Consider the following 15144-nt stretch of genomic DNA (forward strand, 5'->3'; position numbering starts at 1 on the left):
ATAATGTTTAAAGTAGTGATTGCAGACGATGAAGCACTGATTTTGAAAAATTTACAGTTCATTATTCCGTGGTCTGATTTCCAATGCGAAGTGGTGGGGACTGCGAAAAATGGGCAGGAAGCGTACGATCTTTGTGAACAGCATCAGGCGGACTTACTGCTCACAGACATTTCGATGCCAGGCATGACCGGTTTGGAATTATTAAAGCAGCTGGACCGTCTGCCGAAAAAACCCCTTGCTATTTTAATCAGTGGATATGACGAATTTGAATATGCAAGGGAGGGATTGAAATACAATGCACTGGATTATATTTTAAAGCCGGTGGATTACGAAGAATTGCAGCAGTGCGTTGAACGGGGGATTCAACAATTAAAAGAAAAAGCGGAAAGAGAGTACGAGATTGATAAGCACTATCTATACGAGTTGCTCATACTGGGGTCTATTCAAGAGGAGAAGACATCATTTTACAAAGCGCTTATTCCGGTCCTGATTGAAAAGCGAGACGCAGTTGAACAGCCGGTTGATTTTCTGTTTCGTAACATGACGGTGAGACAATTTCAGTATACGCTCTCAGCCCATGCCATGATAATCCTAGTGGAATGGCCGACAGAAGAGCTGGTGGCGTTACGAAACTTTTTGCAGGACCGGAATAAACAGGGACATGCCATTTTGATCGGTGCGCCTGTTATAACCGAGGATGAGTTAAAGACGTCTGTAGAGGAGCTTCAAGAATGGACAAGTATTCACCGTCTATTAGATGAACGGGTGTTATTTTTAGAAGAGCTGACCGAAAAGTATCAATCGAAAAAATCCACTACAGATTCGATTGGGGAAGCAATGCGTTTTATTGAAGAACACTTTCATGAAGACATTAGCGCGGATCAGGCTGCGGCCCATGCGGATATGAGTGTCAGTTATTTCAGTCTGTTGTTTAAACAAGTGACTGGCTCCACTTTTTTGGACTACTTGACTGGGTACCGGATGGAAAAAGCCTGCTTTCTTCTGCTTCATACACAGCTGAAAACATATGAGATCGCAGAAAAAGTAGGATACAAGGATCAACGCTATTTCAGCCAGGTGTTTAAAAAACGGCTCCATCAAACCCCAAGTGAATACCGAAAACAACATATGAAGTCTTGACACCTTTTCTGGTTGAAAAGGTGTTTTTTTCTTTTAGAGAAATTTCAACATTCAAAAGAGAAACACCTCGTTTTGAAAGCTTTTCAAGTAAGTTAAGATAAGTACATGAAAACGCTTTATAAAAGCACTGGGAGGAAAAGAGATGAAAAAACTACTGGTTCTAAGCACAGCTGCGATGCTGTCACTCGGTACATTAAGCGCTTGCGGCAATGATGAAAATGCTGACACTGGCGGAAGTGCTGGAGAAACAAAATTAACACTTTGGTATCCGGAAGGCGATACGAGCACTGCATATAAAGAGGTTATTGACGAATTCAATAAGAAGAATGATGGTGAAATTGAAGCGGAAATCACATTTATCCCGCGTGGAAATAAATATGCCTATGAAGATAAAATATCGGCCGCTGCTACAAGTAACACACTGCCAGATCTTGTAGCGATGGATGGACCGAACGTGGCTAACTATGCCGATGCCGGCATCATACAGCCAATTGATGGGATGATTAAGGAGCAAGATCAATTTGTTGAATCAGTTATTAAACAGGGAACCTATCAAGATAAATTGTATGCACTTGCACCGATGGAATCAACTGTGGCTTTATTTTACAACGTGAAAATGCTGGAAGAAGCAGGTATCACTCCACCAAAAACATTAGAAGAAGCATGGACATGGGATGAATTTTACGATGCTGCGAAAAAGCTGACTAATAAAGAAAAAGGGATTTATGGTGTAAACTGGACGCTTGATTACGGCGAATGGATTATTTACTTTACAGGACCCGCTGTCTGGAGCAATGGCGGAAGTTTTATTGCGGAAGATGGTTCAAAGGCGGACGGATATGTAAACGGTCCCGAAACAGTAGAAGCATTGGAGTTTTTACAGAAATTCACTAAAGAAGGACTAGTGAACCTTCAGCCAACGCCAACTGAATTCGAAGATGGAAAAGCGGCTATGATGTTGATGGGATCATGGGAATGGGCAAAACTGAAAGATTATCCTGATACAGAGTGGGGCATCACATATTATCCGAAAAGTCCTGAGGGAGAACAAGTTTCCCCTTCAGGTGACTGGGCATGGGGTGTTTCAACAAGCGCGGAAGATAAAGAAGCCGCTGCTGAACTGTTAAATTTCATTCATACAAAAGAAAATGTATTGAAGCTGGCAGCGGTGGAAGACAAGCCGCCCGCACGGACAGATGCATTTGAAGAATTGGCAGAGTGGGACAAAGAGCCACTGAAGGTATTTAAAGATCAAGTCTTACAGACGGCACATCCGCGTCCTTCCACTACTTCGTATCCGGTTTTATCCACTAAGTACGGACAAGCGGTTCAAAACATCTTCCTTGGCGGCGATGTGCAGAAAGAGTTGGATAAAGTAGCCAAAGAAGTGGATACAGATATCGAACGAAAACAATAAATAACATTTCAAAAAGGCAATCATCTTGTATGGTTGCCTCTTTGATAAAAAAGGTGGTTTAAATGGAAAAAACAATCACATCCGTAAATGTAAAGGAAAAGTCATGGACCTATGAAACCCAGAAGCGGTGGCTAGGCGTTATTTTTTCACTGCCCGCTTTGGTTTTGTTGTTTACATTTTTGATTTTGCCAGTATTCCTGGCATTTGTGTACAGCTTTATGGATTACAATATGTTAAATCCAGCCGGTAAAGAGTTTACAGGGTTAGATAATTACACCCGCCTTTTTCAGGATGCAATCTTTCTAACAGCATTGAAGAATACATTGTATTTTACCGCTGTGGTGGTTCCGATTCAAAGTGCTGTTGCATTAGGGCTGGCACTTTTAGTAAACAAAAAAGTAAAAGTGGCAGGACTTGGCCGCGTTTTCTTTTTTAGCCCGGTTGTCACTTCTATGGTAGTTGTTGCGATTCTATGGACGTTTTTATACAACGTGGATAGTGGATTGATTAATAACACGCTGAACTTTTTTGGTATTGACAACCAGCCATTTTTGTTAAGTCCCGATCAAGCAATGAATTCAATTATTTTTATGTCTGTCTGGCAGGCGGCGGGTTTTCAAATGATGATTTTCTTGGCCGGCTTGAAAGAGGTACCGGAAGAACTGTACGAAGCAGCGGAAATGGACGGAGCAAATGTATGGCAAAAGTTTTGCAATGTGACACTTCCATCAATCAGCCATGTGACCGGATTTGTTCTGATCATTACGACAATTCAAGCGTTTCGCTTGTTTATTCAGCCGTATGTAATGACAAACGGCGGTCCAAGTGATTCAACGAAAACATTGGTATTTATGCTGTATGAAAATGGATTCCAGTTCCGGGATGTCGGCTATTCATCGGCGATAGCAGTAATCTTTTTCTTAATCGTACTGGTAGCATCACTTATTTTGAAGAAAGCACTAAAACAGTAAGGAGGGATTTCAATGCGGCATCAAACAAAAAAGAAAATAGGAAAAGTTGTCACTACGCTAGCGATTTTGTTGCTAGGATTGTTATTTATTGCGCCGCTTCTTTGGATGATTATAGCTTCATTAAAACCGGAGACGATGATTTTCAAAGATATGGGTCTGGCAGCATTTTTGCCGAAAGACGTAACGTTAGATAACTATATACAAATTTTGTTTTCAGATCGAGTGAATTTCTTTCATTATATTTGGAACAGCTTGTTCTCTGTCAGTATGATTGTTATTTTCGGATTAATTGTTAATTCTCTTTGTGCGTATGCCTTGGTGAAATTAAAATTTCCAGGCAGCGATTTGATCTTGATTGTCATTATTGCCCTATACGTAGTTCCGTTTGAAAGCATGCTGATTCCTTTGTATATTGTGGTAAACAAATTCGGCTGGATCAACGAATATCCAGCGCTTATTGTCCCGTTTATTGCTTCTGCTTTTAATATCTTCTTGTTCCGACAGTTTTTCATGGGTATTCCAAAAGAGCTGGAAGAAGCAGCGATGCTTGACGGCGCCAATCCATGGCAGACGTTTTGGAAAGTGATTGTCCCTAATTCGAAACCCGTTTTTGCAACAGCGGCCATTTTAACATTTGTTAGCCATTGGAGTGATTTTATGTGGCCGCTAATTGTGGCAACGGATGAATCGATTCGTACTGTCCAAGTGGGGATTCAATATTTATTTGCAGATAAGAACATTGCATACGGTGAAATTATGGCCGCACTATCGCTGACGACTATCCCGGTAATTTTGATTTTTGTGTTTTTCCAGCGTTATTACGTGCAAGGCATTACATCAAGCGGAGTGAAAGGATGATGACTTTTGAATAAAGATTTAAAAATGGAAAAAGAGACGTTTCGTCCAATTTGTCATTTCAGCCCATCCAAGCATTGGATTAATGATCCGAACGGCCTTGTTTATTACAAGGGAGAGTATCATTTGTTTTATCAATATCACCCCCACAGCATGGTGTGGGGACCAATGCACTGGGGACATGCGGTATCCACTGACCTATGTGAATGGGAAGAGCTTCCGGTCGCTTTGTATCCGGATGAATTGGGACAAATTTTCTCGGGCAGTGCGGTTGTCGATTGGCACAACACAAGCGGATTTCAAGAGGGAGAAGAAGCGGTACTGGTTGCTATTTTTACTCATCACGGTGAAGACAACGAAAAACAAAGCATTGCCTATTCCAACGATAGTGGCCGATCGTGGATGAAATATGAAGGGAATCCAGTTATTCCGAATCCCGGTATAAAGGATTTTCGAGATCCTAAGGTGTTTTGGCATGAGGAGTCATCAAAATGGATCATGTCACTCGCCTGTGGAGATCACATTCAGTTTTATGGATCCCCCAACTTAAAAGAATGGGACTATCTCTCTTCATTTGGTGAAACATACGGTGGCCATGGCGGCGTCTGGGAATGTCCGGACTTAATTTATCTGGATGTAGAAGGCGAAGAATTAAAAAAATGGGTGTTGATTGTCAGCTTGAATCCCGGCGGTCCAAATGGTGGATCCGCTATTCAATATTTCACAGGTGACTTTGATGGCACTACATTTGTAACGGATCAAAAAGAAGAAGACGAAAAATGGGCGGACTGGGGACGCGATTTTTATGCGGCTGTCACATGGAGCGGCACGGAACAACCAGTTTGGATCGGCTGGATGAACAACTGGGAGTATGCCAATCAAACACCCACCGCTGAATTCAGAGGGTCTATGTCCATCGCAAGAACGCTGTCGCTTGAAAACAAACAGGGAAACTATTATTTGATTCAAAAACCGTTGATGTCAAATCGATTGAAAAAGCAGCTTATTTTCAGCAGCGATCAGGCCGATTTTGGTTTGGAAAGCCCGCTCAATATAAAGATACCGGCTCTTCCTTTTATGATCGATTTGGAAATGAAAGATGGCAACTCTCCAACATTCACGGTCAGTTTAAAAGGAAAAGGTACGCTTCTAGCCATCACTTTTGACCAAACGTCTCAACAAGTACGGGTCGATCGGACTAAAAGCGGACGAGTTGATTTTTCAGAACATTTTCCAAGTATAGATACAATGCCGATAGATTCACTGAAGGATATGTTTCTTTTAGTTGACCATGCTTCGATTGAATTATTTATAAACGGTGGCCGGTATGTGATGACCGAATCATTTTATCCAGCCAGTTCAATTGATCTAGTGGAATTCAATACATCAATTGAACAAGCAGACTACGAACAACTGACGATTCAAACTATCCATATGTAAAAGAAGAAAGGATGAACATCATGAATGTCTGGAACGGAAAAACTGTAGGAATGATCAGGCCAGTGACCAACTTTCTCATATTAAATGTATTGTGGATAATCGGCTGCTTGCCGATAATAACAGTTGGTCCATCCACCGTTGCTGCTCTGGCTGTGCTTAGAGAATGGCAAATAAGTGGAAATGATAGTGTGTTTCGTAGCTTTTTCCGGTTGTTCCAGCTTCATTTCAAACAAGGTCTTCTAATTGGTAACGGATGGATAATGGGTGTGGTTTTATTTACAATAGATTTACTTTTTGTTCTTCATCTACAGTCAGATTGGAAAATATGGATACTTTCTCTGATAGGGACTGTATTCCTGCTTTGGCTTCTTGTAGGAACCGCCTTATTCCCTTGTCTGGTTCATTATCAAAAATCAGGTCTTTCATTAATAAAATGGTCTTTTATCTCAGCTTTTTCAGATCTACAATCTGCTTGTGCTATCTTACTGTTTTGGCTTGCAAGTGCTTTGCTGTTCTGGATTTCACCGGTGCTAATGCTGTTTAGCTTTATTCTTATCTCTTATGTAACTATTCGTTTTTCATTGAGTTCCTTTGAACGATTGGAGCAGCGGGCGCCAGCTCGGTTTCAGCATTACTAATAGCCAGGTTAAAAGCAGGGATTGCTCTTTAGTTAGCAACCTAGCTTATTAAAAGCCTAAAGGTACATCTTGAAAACTAAAATGTAATCCTGAGAACAAGTGATAAATCCCTTGTTCTTTAGTGGAGGTGAGTAGATTGAAAAAAGTTTTCTGTATGGGAGAAGCCTTAATTGATTTCATTCCTGCTCAAAAAAACAAATCTTTAAAAAATGTCGAAGGTTTCGAACGCGTTGCCGGTGGTGCTCCAATGAATGTCGCTATTACTGTTTCTAAATATAGCGGCCACTCGGTTATGCTGACAAAATTGGCAAATGATCATTTCGGCGATTACTTGATGGATGTCCTTCAAGAAAACGGTGTTGATACTTCATACATCACTCGCAGTAGCAAAGGTGAAACGGGTCTTGCGTTTGTTTCTGTTGATCAGGATGGGGAGCGCAGTTTTAGTTTTTATCGGAAGAACGCAGCTGATTTATTGATTTTTCCTCAAGAAATAAAAGCAGACTGGTTTAATGAAGGCGATTTTCTTCATTTCTGTTCAGTCAATTTGGTCAAAGATTCAATGAAAGAAACGCATAAAAAAGCGATAAAAGAAATACGAAAAAAAGGCGGTATCATTAGTTTTGATCCTAATGTCCGGCTCCCACTGTGGCCTAACGCGGAAGCATGTCAGGAAACCATTCGACGGTTTATACCTTTAGCAGATATTGTGAAAGTTTCAGACGAAGAACTTTCTTTTATTACAGAAATTGATGATGAGAAAAAAGCCATTCAATCTCTTTTTATCGGTTGCGTCAAAACGGTAGTTTACACTAGAGGAAAAGACGGCGCCGTTTTGTATCTCAAAAGTGGTGAACGATATGAAGACAAAGGTTACAAAGTGGTGGTTGTAGATACAACAGGTGCTGGAGATGCATTTATTGGCGGCTTTTTATCTGAACTTTCATTCCTGAATGTCTCGCAAGATAACCTATGCGCAAAAATCAATGAAAATCATCAATATTTGCTTGCCTTTTCGAATGCAAGCGGTGCACTTACTGCTTCTGTGAAAGGTGCCATTCAATCGGCACCTACTAAGCATGATGTACTCACTTTTATTACTTCACAGCGGAAAATAATTTCTTTGCCAGGATAAGTTCTTTTAAAAATCACTGGAATATTTATAAGTGTATGTTTCCTAAGTTTTGTTGGGTACTGTCCGATTAAGACAATGGAACAATTTCTGTTCATTTAGGTTAAATCCCGCTAGAACAATATTGAATGCTGTGAATTTTAATTTTGTTTTGGTTCTTACGCAGTTCTGGTGAGTTGATTTGTGTGGTAGGATCAATAGGCACACAAATTATTTTTAAATAATTTCATAATCTGTAGAGAATTCTTTTCTCTAATATTTCTAAACCAGCTCTTCTATAAGTCATCCGCTTAATGGTCTTTAACCGATTAATCTACCCTTCGAGCAACCCATTGCTGTAAGGGGTAAGAAAAGCATTTTTCACAGCCTGAAGATCATTTCGCAGCCTGAAGGCATAATGGTAGAAAGCATTTCCCCTGCTAGATAATTGTTCACGGAGCCAGCTCAAAAACATGTCCCAATCCCTTGCTTCTATAGCTTTACGATAGGCCTGGATATTGCCATAAAGAAACTTAACAGGCGGGTACAGTTCAAAACACTGGATCAGATGACTTTGTTCATCCGTGCTTAGTTCTTCATTTGATTTCCAAATCCAGGAGCCAAGCTGTCTTCTGCTTATTCGCTTTTGCGAATTTCTTTGTAAGCCGTGTTTGCGTTCTTTCCGAATTTTCATCACAAGGGTACTGACTGCAGAGAGTGTCCCTTGATATCCTTGCGTTTGAATCATGTGAAAGATTTTCTTTACGGTGTTCCCATCCTGTTCGAGTTCAATGATCTGTTCTTTGAATGCATCTATTGCCCTAGAGCGTCTGCGTGTAAATACAGGCGGTTCATTCATATTGAGATAAGTAGTGACAGTTCTTCTGTTTAATTGATATTCCCTTGAGATTCTGGAAACATTCTTTCCTTTTTTATGCGCCTGCTGAATCTCCTGAATAAACTTCCATTTCTCATGTTGTCGTTCTTTCATTCTCTGTTCAGTGCGCGTTAATGGAGTGACTGAAATAGGATGGCGCGGAGTCTCTACATTCAATGCGATCACCGCTGGCACAAGGGTCGAAAGAAAAGAATCCAGCTGCTTCTTGGCATTTCTGATAAAGTGCCATCGGTCATAGACTTGATTAATTTGATTATTTGCCTTTGTAATCGCTTGCCGAAAACTGTTAAAGCCGTCCCGGCTGACTACTTTAATAAAAGGATAATGCATCAGCCACTGAGCAACGGTTTCAGGCAGACGGTCAGGCAGAATGGCTAAGGGAGCTCTGGATTGAAGGTTACAGATGAGCGTACCATTGGTATGGCCTTTACAGAAGGCAAAGTCATCTATCCCGACAAAAGGGATAAACCTCAGGTTCAATCTGTGTTTGACGCACCAGATTTAATAAGGTGTCGTGACTGACAGGGAGATGAATCGATTTAGCCACCTTTTCAGCGGACAGACAGCTGGTCGAGAAAGCCAGTTTACGTAAAACCTCTTCAGCTCTGGCAGTACGGCGGCCATTGGGTGAAAGCCAGTTATATCTCTCTGTAAAGATTTTCAGCGGACATTCAAGTTCCTCACAAAACCATTTTCTTGTGATGAGAAGCAGGATGACGGACTTACTGCCAATTGAAAGATCCTGCACTTTACGTGAGTATTGGCTGTACTTACGATGACTAAGTGTTGAACAGCCCGGACAAGATACGGAAGTAGATGAACGCTTTACGGCCAAAAATAAGGAATCGTCAGTGGAGGTCACATGCAAAAGTTCTAAATCGAGATCTGGTGAAGGCCAGGAAATAGAGAGCATTTGAGGTCACTCCTTTTCCTTTATTATATCAGCCAAGTATCGAATTCCTCTTTCACCAACTCGTCGTAAGAACCTTTGTTTTGCGCAGTTTTTAAGCGTTAATTTGCACAATAGAAACAAAAGAAGCTTATGGTGGTCAATGAGATCATCATAAGCCTCTTTGGCTGTTTATTCATTGATCAACAGAAGACTGATACTGTGCAATAAGTTTTAATAAGCAATCAACAGTTTTGGTCAAAAGCGAATTACCGTTCTATAGTATTCAATGGTATAATAAAGTTAATAATAGGATGAAGCGGGGGATGTACCATGACACATAAAACGCACCAAACTTTGGACGCAACTGCAGCAGCACCAGTTCCAGCACCTCGTAGAGGACGTAGAGGTCATGGAAGAAAAATCCGTTATGAAAACGCACCAAAATTTGTTAAACGTGACATTTGTACAGGTAAGGCTGAAGTTGTTTATGGAAAAACGTTAAGGGATTATATTCGTGGACGTATGGCGATACCAGTAGTGGAGGTGGATACCTTGACACAGCCAGAGAAAAAACGATTAACGAAGGAACAGCGCTTAGAACTTGCCAAGAGTTTAGCGGGCAGTGCCAAACATTTCACTTTGGAAGGCCTTCGTGAATCTGATCGAATCATGAGTCGTGAAGATTGGGAGGAAGAAGCTAAGTGACAAACATCCGATACCTAATCGACAACAACGTCTGGGCAGCGCATGAAAAAAGCTATCCAGACGTTGTTCATTTTATTTTGGAAAGCATTCAAAATGATGATTTATTATATATGAACCGTGTCATTCATATGGAGCTTATGTCTTTTTATGAGGTAGAAACAATCCCAGCTGTGCGAACGGGACGAGAAGGATTTGTGCAGTTGGTAGATGAAATGATAGAACTAGATGAAAAGATTGCTGTGTTAGCCGCAGAAATCCGGAGAAAAGCTAAAGTAGCTGGAAGATCAGCGCCTAAAGGTCCTGATGCTATCATTGCGGCAACGGCTAAAATTCATAATTTAATTCTGGTTAGTAATAACGATAAGGATTTTGTATGGGCATCAAAAAATTTTGGATTCCAATACTTTAATCCAGTTACTGATCAGGCAGATTATCAGAATCATTGCAAAGTATTCGAGCAGCAAAGAGCACAACAGGGAAATAATTGAGGAAGGGAAAAGCTCCCTTCCTTTTTTCTAAGAACTAAAACATAGCTTCTTTTTACTCGGCTTGTCAGGAAAAATAAACATCAAAATGGCGCTTTGAAGTAAAGTTCTAACAAAACGCTAATTTTATATTCCCAAGGACACCTCTTAATAATCAACAGTTCGTCCATAAAATTTAACCAATCTTATTGTTTTAACCAATTTTACAACCTTTCAACAAGAGGCAGCTTTCAAGAAATTTGAAAGCTGTTTTTTATTGTCTGGCTCGTCTCAAAAACGATTGTTTTTGAGGGGATTTTACAAACAGAACATTCTGGACAAAATACTATGGTTTTTGTGTCTCAAAATATTGCTCAAAATCTATATGTAATTAATAACCGTTTATGTTTTGTTTTATCAAAGAAACCCGGCTTTTCCATTAAGACGGAAGACTTTTCAGGTTATAAGCATTAGCCAGCATTATTAAAATAACAATCAGAAGTTTTCGGCTTATCTAACAATGGGTTTGGTTGAACAGAAAATAAAAAGTGCTCAAACTTTGTTCTAAGGATACGTAAAGAAGAGAAGTACTTATCATAGAACAAACTTTGCGCCAAATACTTATTTTGCGAACATTTAGACAAAGACTCAATCAAGTGATATAATTTAAGGGGTTGGTTTATGTCTTATCGTAAGAAATATTTATTTAAGAAATTGGTTGTTCAGCAATTTAAGTATAGTTTTTCAATTTTAACTAACGGCATGGTGTTAGTTATATGATAAGTCACAACAGAGCTTGACCGTATTAGAACAATTTGTAACAGTATATTCGTGTATTTTTCACAAGGATATCCTGAAAATATTTCCGAATTATGAATGGTTTTTCACTGTTCTGTATGATTTGCATAATTCGAACTTAAAATGAACCGAGCATATTTTTATTAGTGTAAACAATAACGCCATTCAGCAGCTGTACACATTTCTCCTAATGAAAATTTTCAAACATATACTTGAGCGGACCTTACATACTTAGTTTTTCATCACTTTTCATTTTGTTGGCCTCTTTTATTAAAACTAGGATACGTTAGCCTTCCTGGCAAAAAAACAAACAAATGTTCGCCAAAATGGGATTTGGCGCAAAGTTTGACCAAATTTGACCTTTTAGAAAGGCGTGATTTTTTTGGCAGCACCCCGCGAGGAACGAATTGCTGAACAACGAATAGAAGCTATGCTTCCTTCTTTTCCATTCTATATTCAAGAATATATACGCGATAAGCGGCGATATGGCAATACCCCCTCCACCCAGCTGGATTATTTATATGATTTTCGAATTTTTTTTGAATGGCTATTAAATGAAGGTCTATCTCCCACTTCTCAATCCATTTCTGAGATCCCTTATTCTATCCTGGCAACATTAAGAAAACAGGATGTAGAGTTCTTTATTGATTTTGTGCGTGATAAGCCCTTTGAAGTAAAAAAAGATGTTTGGAAAAAACGATCTGTAACCCGGGTAATTCGAATCACTCAATCCCTGAAATCTTTATTTCGCTACCTAACTGAAGAAACAGAACTAGAAAATGGTGAATGTTATTTCGACCGAAATGTAATGACGAAAATAAAGATTGGAAAAACGAAAGAAACAGCCAAGCGGCGGTCACAACGAATAAGTACTTCACTGTTAAATGATCAGGATATTGAAGAATTTATTATGTTTTTAAAAAACGAATACGAGATGACCCTTACACCGCGGCAGAAAGCCATGTATATGAGGAATAAAGAGCGTGATATAGCCCTTATTTCTCTTATGCTCGGCAGCGGCATCCGTGTTAGTGAGGCAGCAGGGCTTCTTATGAGCAGCATAAATCATAAAAAAAACACAATAGATGTAACCCGAAAAGGAGGAAAAGAAGATACCGTACTGGTCCTCCCTTCTACTATGGATGATCTTCGGGCTTATTTAAACGTACGTTCTGAGCGCTATCAGCCAAATCAGCAGGAAGCTTTTGTTTTTTTAACAAGGTATCAAGGTAAAGCGCAGCAAATTTCTATTCGTTCCATAGAAGCAAATATAAACCAGTATACCAGGGCCTTCACATCAGGGCGGTCAATGAGCCCGCATAAACTTAGGCATTCCTTTGCGGGCGGATGGCTTCGCAATGGTGGCGATATTGTAAAACTGCGGGACCAGCTTGGGCATAGTTCTATAGAAACGACAGCCCTTTATACAAATTTAAAAGATGATGAAAGTATTTCAATTGTAGAAAGAATGGACAAATCAAGGCGGAATGACCAAATTTCTGATTAATTATTCTTCTCGTGGACTATTTAAATGAAGTGGTGCAGCAGCAGTTATTATGAGAACCCGATGATTAGAAAATTCCAAATATCTATATGAATGTCTCGGTCTTTAAGTAGAGTTTTTAAACGGGTAAAAAATATAAAAAGTGAAAGCCGGTTCAATTTGAACCGGCTTTCACTTACCTGTTGAACAATGAAATTCGATAGAGGACCCGCTTTTCTGCTGACAGCGAGGCGATAACCCCTTTAAAAAGCACTACAGCAACTGTTCTTTCATGTCCTTACCAGCTCGCCTTCTTTACACCGGGGATTTGACCTTTGTGCGCGTATTCACGGAAAGCAATACGTGACATTTTAAACTTTCGCAAATAGCCTCTTGGACGTCCGGTTACTTCACAGCGGCTTTTCAGACGTGTTGGCGAAGAGTCCTTTGGCAGTTTCTGAAGCGCTTCATAGTCCCCTTTTTCTTTTAACTCCTGGCGCAGCTCTGCATATTTTGCGACCATTGCCTGTCTTTTTCGTTCTTTCACAACTTTTGATTTTTTAGCCATCTATAAACACTCCAATTCTTCATTAAATCGTAACCATTACGTTTTAATTAATATTAAAACATAAAATATATCATTTGACAAATAAAAAACGACTGGCATGTTATTTTTAGGCGGGAATACCCCATCTTTAACAGCTTAACGGACGCAACTCAGCTGTGAGTGGAAGATGGATCGAACATAGTCTGGCTACACTGCGTTGGGGATCCGCTTCGCATAGCCGTCCATGGTCGCTTTTTCTCGGGTTCTCTCTTTTCGAACGAATTGTGCATATGTGCTATATTCAAGTAAACAGAACAACGGACGTATGTTAAGCACCACAGTCAGGCGGAATACGAGCGGCCGGCATTTTGCCTCCTAATTGTTCATACACAGAACTCCATGATCGTTTGGCGAAATATATAGGAATAGAGCGTTCACTAGCTCTTTTCTTGATGACGTTTGAAAGATTATGATTGATAAAGTCTGTCAGTATTAAAATAGAATCAACATTTACTGGAATGGCTATTCGTACCATGTTTGTTTTTCGTCCATTTACATGAATCACTTCGTCAAAGCCATGATCTGATAACTTTTTCTTCAGCTTTTGAATGTTATCTCCGCCAACAATAAGCAGGGATACCATATCCTTAGTCTCCTCTCTCCTTTATATAAAAAAAGCTGCCTATCTGTAAAAGATAAGCAGCTTTCAGTCGCCTGATCAGCTTGTTATATGGAATAATCTTCTGGAATAAAGACTTTTAGTTGATTTGGACGGACAAACACGGTTTCACCTGTTTGAATATCCAGTTCCCGATACTGTTCTTTTGTCAGTTCTGCTTCGAGAAACTGATCCGTTCCATCTTGCTTCAATTCAATATGCACGGTGCGTCCGACCACGTGAGTATGGACTACTTTAGCTTGGACTGCATCGTCAGCCGACTTTTCCCGTTCAATCGAAACGTCATGTGGCCGAACATATGCTAAAGCCTGACGATGTTCAGTGTCCACGCCGTTCCCGTTTAGCCATATGCCGCCCTCAATCCGTCCATGAAAGACATTGACATTTCCAAGAAAATCATACACAAATGGACTGTTCGGATGTTCGTATACCTCTTCTGGACTGCCGATCTGCTCGATTTTCCCTTCGTTCATGACGACAATCCGGTCCGCTACATCCAGCGCCTCTTCCTGGTCATGCGTAACAAAAATGCTGGTAATATGAAAGTCATCATGCAATCTTCTCAGCCAGCGGCGCAATTCTTTGCGTACCTTTGCATCCAACGCGCCGAACGGCTCATCTAATAAAAGCACTTTTGGCTCTACAGCAAGTGCACGCGCCAGTGCCACGCGCTGCCGCTGCCCGCCTGAAAGCTGCGATGGATACCGGTCCGCAAATGCGTCAAGCTTCACAAGTGACAGAAGCTCTTTTACTTTTTCCTTGATGTCTTTTTTAGAGGGGCGCTCTTTTTTAGGACGGACTTTCAATCCATACGCCACATTTTCAGACACAGTCATATGTTTAAACAGCGCATAATGCTGGAACACGAAGCCGACTTTTCGTTCTGTCGTCCGGATATGCGTCATTTCTTCATTGCCGAATAAAATAACGCCGTTATCCGATTCTTCCAGTCCGGCAATGATGCGGAGAAGTGACGTTTTCCCCGACCCGGACGGCCCAAGCAGTGCCACCAATTCACCTGTTTGTATATCCAGATTTATATTGCTTAGCGCCTGAAATGAGCCAAACGTTTTCGATACATCTTTAATTTGAATACTCATGTCATA

Annotated in this window: 15 protein-coding genes; 10 read left to right on the top strand and 5 right to left on the bottom strand. The window is 40.4% G+C overall.

Annotated features, from left to right (window positions below; genetic code table 11):
- The first annotated feature begins 3 nt into the window (after positions 1 to 3).
- The 7 genes from NLX67_RS15430 (at position 4) to NLX67_RS15460 (ending at position 7596) form a co-directional block, all read left to right on the top strand.
- Entirely contained in the window at positions 4 to 1140 is a 1137-nt protein-coding gene (locus tag NLX67_RS15430) for a response regulator (RefSeq protein WP_254312412.1), read from the top strand.
- 142 nt (positions 1141 to 1282) lie between these two features.
- Positions 1283 to 2557, top strand: a complete 1275-nt coding sequence (locus NLX67_RS15435) for a sugar ABC transporter substrate-binding protein (protein WP_254312413.1) — start codon at positions 1283 to 1285, stop codon at positions 2555 to 2557.
- Positions 2558 to 2619: 62 nt separating this feature from the next.
- A complete protein-coding gene (locus NLX67_RS15440; protein WP_254312414.1) occupies positions 2620 to 3528 on the top strand; it encodes a carbohydrate ABC transporter permease in 909 nt (302 codons plus the stop codon).
- Positions 3529 to 3540: 12 nt separating this feature from the next.
- A complete protein-coding gene (locus NLX67_RS15445; protein WP_254312415.1) occupies positions 3541 to 4386 on the top strand; it encodes a carbohydrate ABC transporter permease in 846 nt (281 codons plus the stop codon).
- Positions 4387 to 4392: 6 nt separating this feature from the next.
- Complete coding sequence (locus NLX67_RS15450; protein ID WP_254312416.1) at positions 4393 to 5823, top strand: glycoside hydrolase family 32 protein; 1431 nt, start codon at positions 4393 to 4395, stop codon at positions 5821 to 5823.
- Between the two features lie 20 nt (positions 5824 to 5843).
- On the top strand, positions 5844 to 6461 hold the full coding sequence (locus NLX67_RS15455; RefSeq protein ID WP_254312417.1) for a YesL family protein: 618 nt from the start codon (positions 5844 to 5846) through the stop codon (positions 6459 to 6461).
- Between the two features lie 136 nt (positions 6462 to 6597).
- A complete protein-coding gene (locus NLX67_RS15460; protein ID WP_254312418.1) occupies positions 6598 to 7596 on the top strand; it encodes a carbohydrate kinase family protein in 999 nt (332 codons plus the stop codon).
- A gap of 310 nt (positions 7597 to 7906) precedes the next feature.
- Here the strand turns inward: NLX67_RS15460 and NLX67_RS15465 are convergent, their stop codons facing one another.
- Positions 7907 to 8950, bottom strand: coding sequence for a transposase (locus NLX67_RS15465; RefSeq protein WP_254312419.1), 1044 nt, complete (start codon positions 8948 to 8950; stop codon positions 7907 to 7909).
- Positions 8913 to 9383: a transposase family protein gene (locus NLX67_RS15470; protein WP_254312420.1), complete on the bottom strand. Its 471-nt coding sequence runs from the start codon at positions 9381 to 9383 to the stop codon at positions 8913 to 8915. The genes NLX67_RS15465 and NLX67_RS15470 overlap by 38 nt, the downstream gene beginning before the upstream one ends.
- A 309-nt stretch (positions 9384 to 9692) precedes the next feature.
- Between NLX67_RS15470 and NLX67_RS15475 the strand changes: the two genes are divergently transcribed.
- From NLX67_RS15475 to xerS, 3 genes are all read left to right on the top strand, one after another.
- Positions 9693 to 10067 (top strand): hypothetical protein, encoded by a 375-nt coding sequence (locus NLX67_RS15475; protein ID WP_254312421.1) that lies wholly within the window; start codon positions 9693 to 9695, stop codon positions 10065 to 10067.
- The gene (locus NLX67_RS15480; protein ID WP_254312422.1) at positions 10064 to 10555 is read left to right on the top strand and encodes a type II toxin-antitoxin system VapC family toxin; all 492 of its coding nucleotides are present in this window, start codon (positions 10064 to 10066) and stop codon (positions 10553 to 10555) included. Before NLX67_RS15475 ends, NLX67_RS15480 begins: the two co-directional genes overlap by 4 nt.
- 1156 nt (positions 10556 to 11711) lie before the next feature.
- The gene (gene xerS, locus NLX67_RS15485; protein WP_254312423.1) at positions 11712 to 12836 is read left to right on the top strand and encodes a tyrosine recombinase XerS; all 1125 of its coding nucleotides are present in this window, start codon (positions 11712 to 11714) and stop codon (positions 12834 to 12836) included.
- 274 nt (positions 12837 to 13110) lie between these two features.
- Here the strand turns inward: xerS and rpsN are convergent, their stop codons facing one another.
- The 3 genes from rpsN to NLX67_RS15500 form a co-directional block, all read right to left on the bottom strand.
- Positions 13111 to 13380 (bottom strand): 30S ribosomal protein S14, encoded by a 270-nt coding sequence (gene rpsN, locus NLX67_RS15490; RefSeq protein WP_254312424.1) that lies wholly within the window; start codon positions 13378 to 13380, stop codon positions 13111 to 13113.
- 307 nt (positions 13381 to 13687) lie between these two features.
- Positions 13688 to 14002, bottom strand: a complete 315-nt coding sequence (locus tag NLX67_RS15495; protein ID WP_254312425.1) for a DUF2325 domain-containing protein — start codon at positions 14000 to 14002, stop codon at positions 13688 to 13690.
- 83 nt (positions 14003 to 14085) lie between these two features.
- Positions 14086 to 15138, bottom strand: a complete 1053-nt coding sequence (locus NLX67_RS15500; RefSeq protein ID WP_254312426.1) for a sulfate/molybdate ABC transporter ATP-binding protein — start codon at positions 15136 to 15138, stop codon at positions 14086 to 14088.
- Between the last annotated feature and the right edge of the window lie 6 nt (positions 15139 to 15144).

It is taken from the genome of Domibacillus sp. A3M-37 (assembly GCF_024213455.1).
Classification (GTDB): domain Bacteria; phylum Bacillota; class Bacilli; order Bacillales; family Domibacillaceae; genus Domibacillus; species Domibacillus tundrae.

Bases quoted from the DNA above. Each gene is read 5' to 3' on its own strand.
- NLX67_RS15430 (WP_254312412.1), top strand. From the start codon at position 4: ATGTTTAAAGTAGTGATTGCAGACGATGAAGCACTGATTTTGAAAAAT.
- NLX67_RS15435 (WP_254312413.1), top strand. From the start codon at position 1,283: ATGAAAAAACTACTGGTTCTAAGCACAGCTGCGATGCTGTCACTCGGT.
- NLX67_RS15440 (WP_254312414.1), top strand. From the start codon at position 2,620: ATGGAAAAAACAATCACATCCGTAAATGTAAAGGAAAAGTCATGGACC.
- NLX67_RS15445 (WP_254312415.1), top strand. From the start codon at position 3,541: ATGCGGCATCAAACAAAAAAGAAAATAGGAAAAGTTGTCACTACGCTA.
- NLX67_RS15455 (WP_254312417.1), top strand. From the start codon at position 5,844: ATGAATGTCTGGAACGGAAAAACTGTAGGAATGATCAGGCCAGTGACC.
- NLX67_RS15470 (WP_254312420.1), bottom strand. From the start codon at position 9,383: ATGCTCTCTATTTCCTGGCCTTCACCAGATCTCGATTTAGAACTTTTG.
- NLX67_RS15475 (WP_254312421.1), top strand. From the start codon at position 9,693: ATGACACATAAAACGCACCAAACTTTGGACGCAACTGCAGCAGCACCA.
- rpsN (WP_254312424.1), bottom strand. From the start codon at position 13,380: ATGGCTAAAAAATCAAAAGTTGTGAAAGAACGAAAAAGACAGGCAATG.
- NLX67_RS15495 (WP_254312425.1), bottom strand. From the start codon at position 14,002: ATGGTATCCCTGCTTATTGTTGGCGGAGATAACATTCAAAAGCTGAAG.
- NLX67_RS15500 (WP_254312426.1), bottom strand. From the start codon at position 15,138: ATGAGTATTCAAATTAAAGATGTATCGAAAACGTTTGGCTCATTTCAG.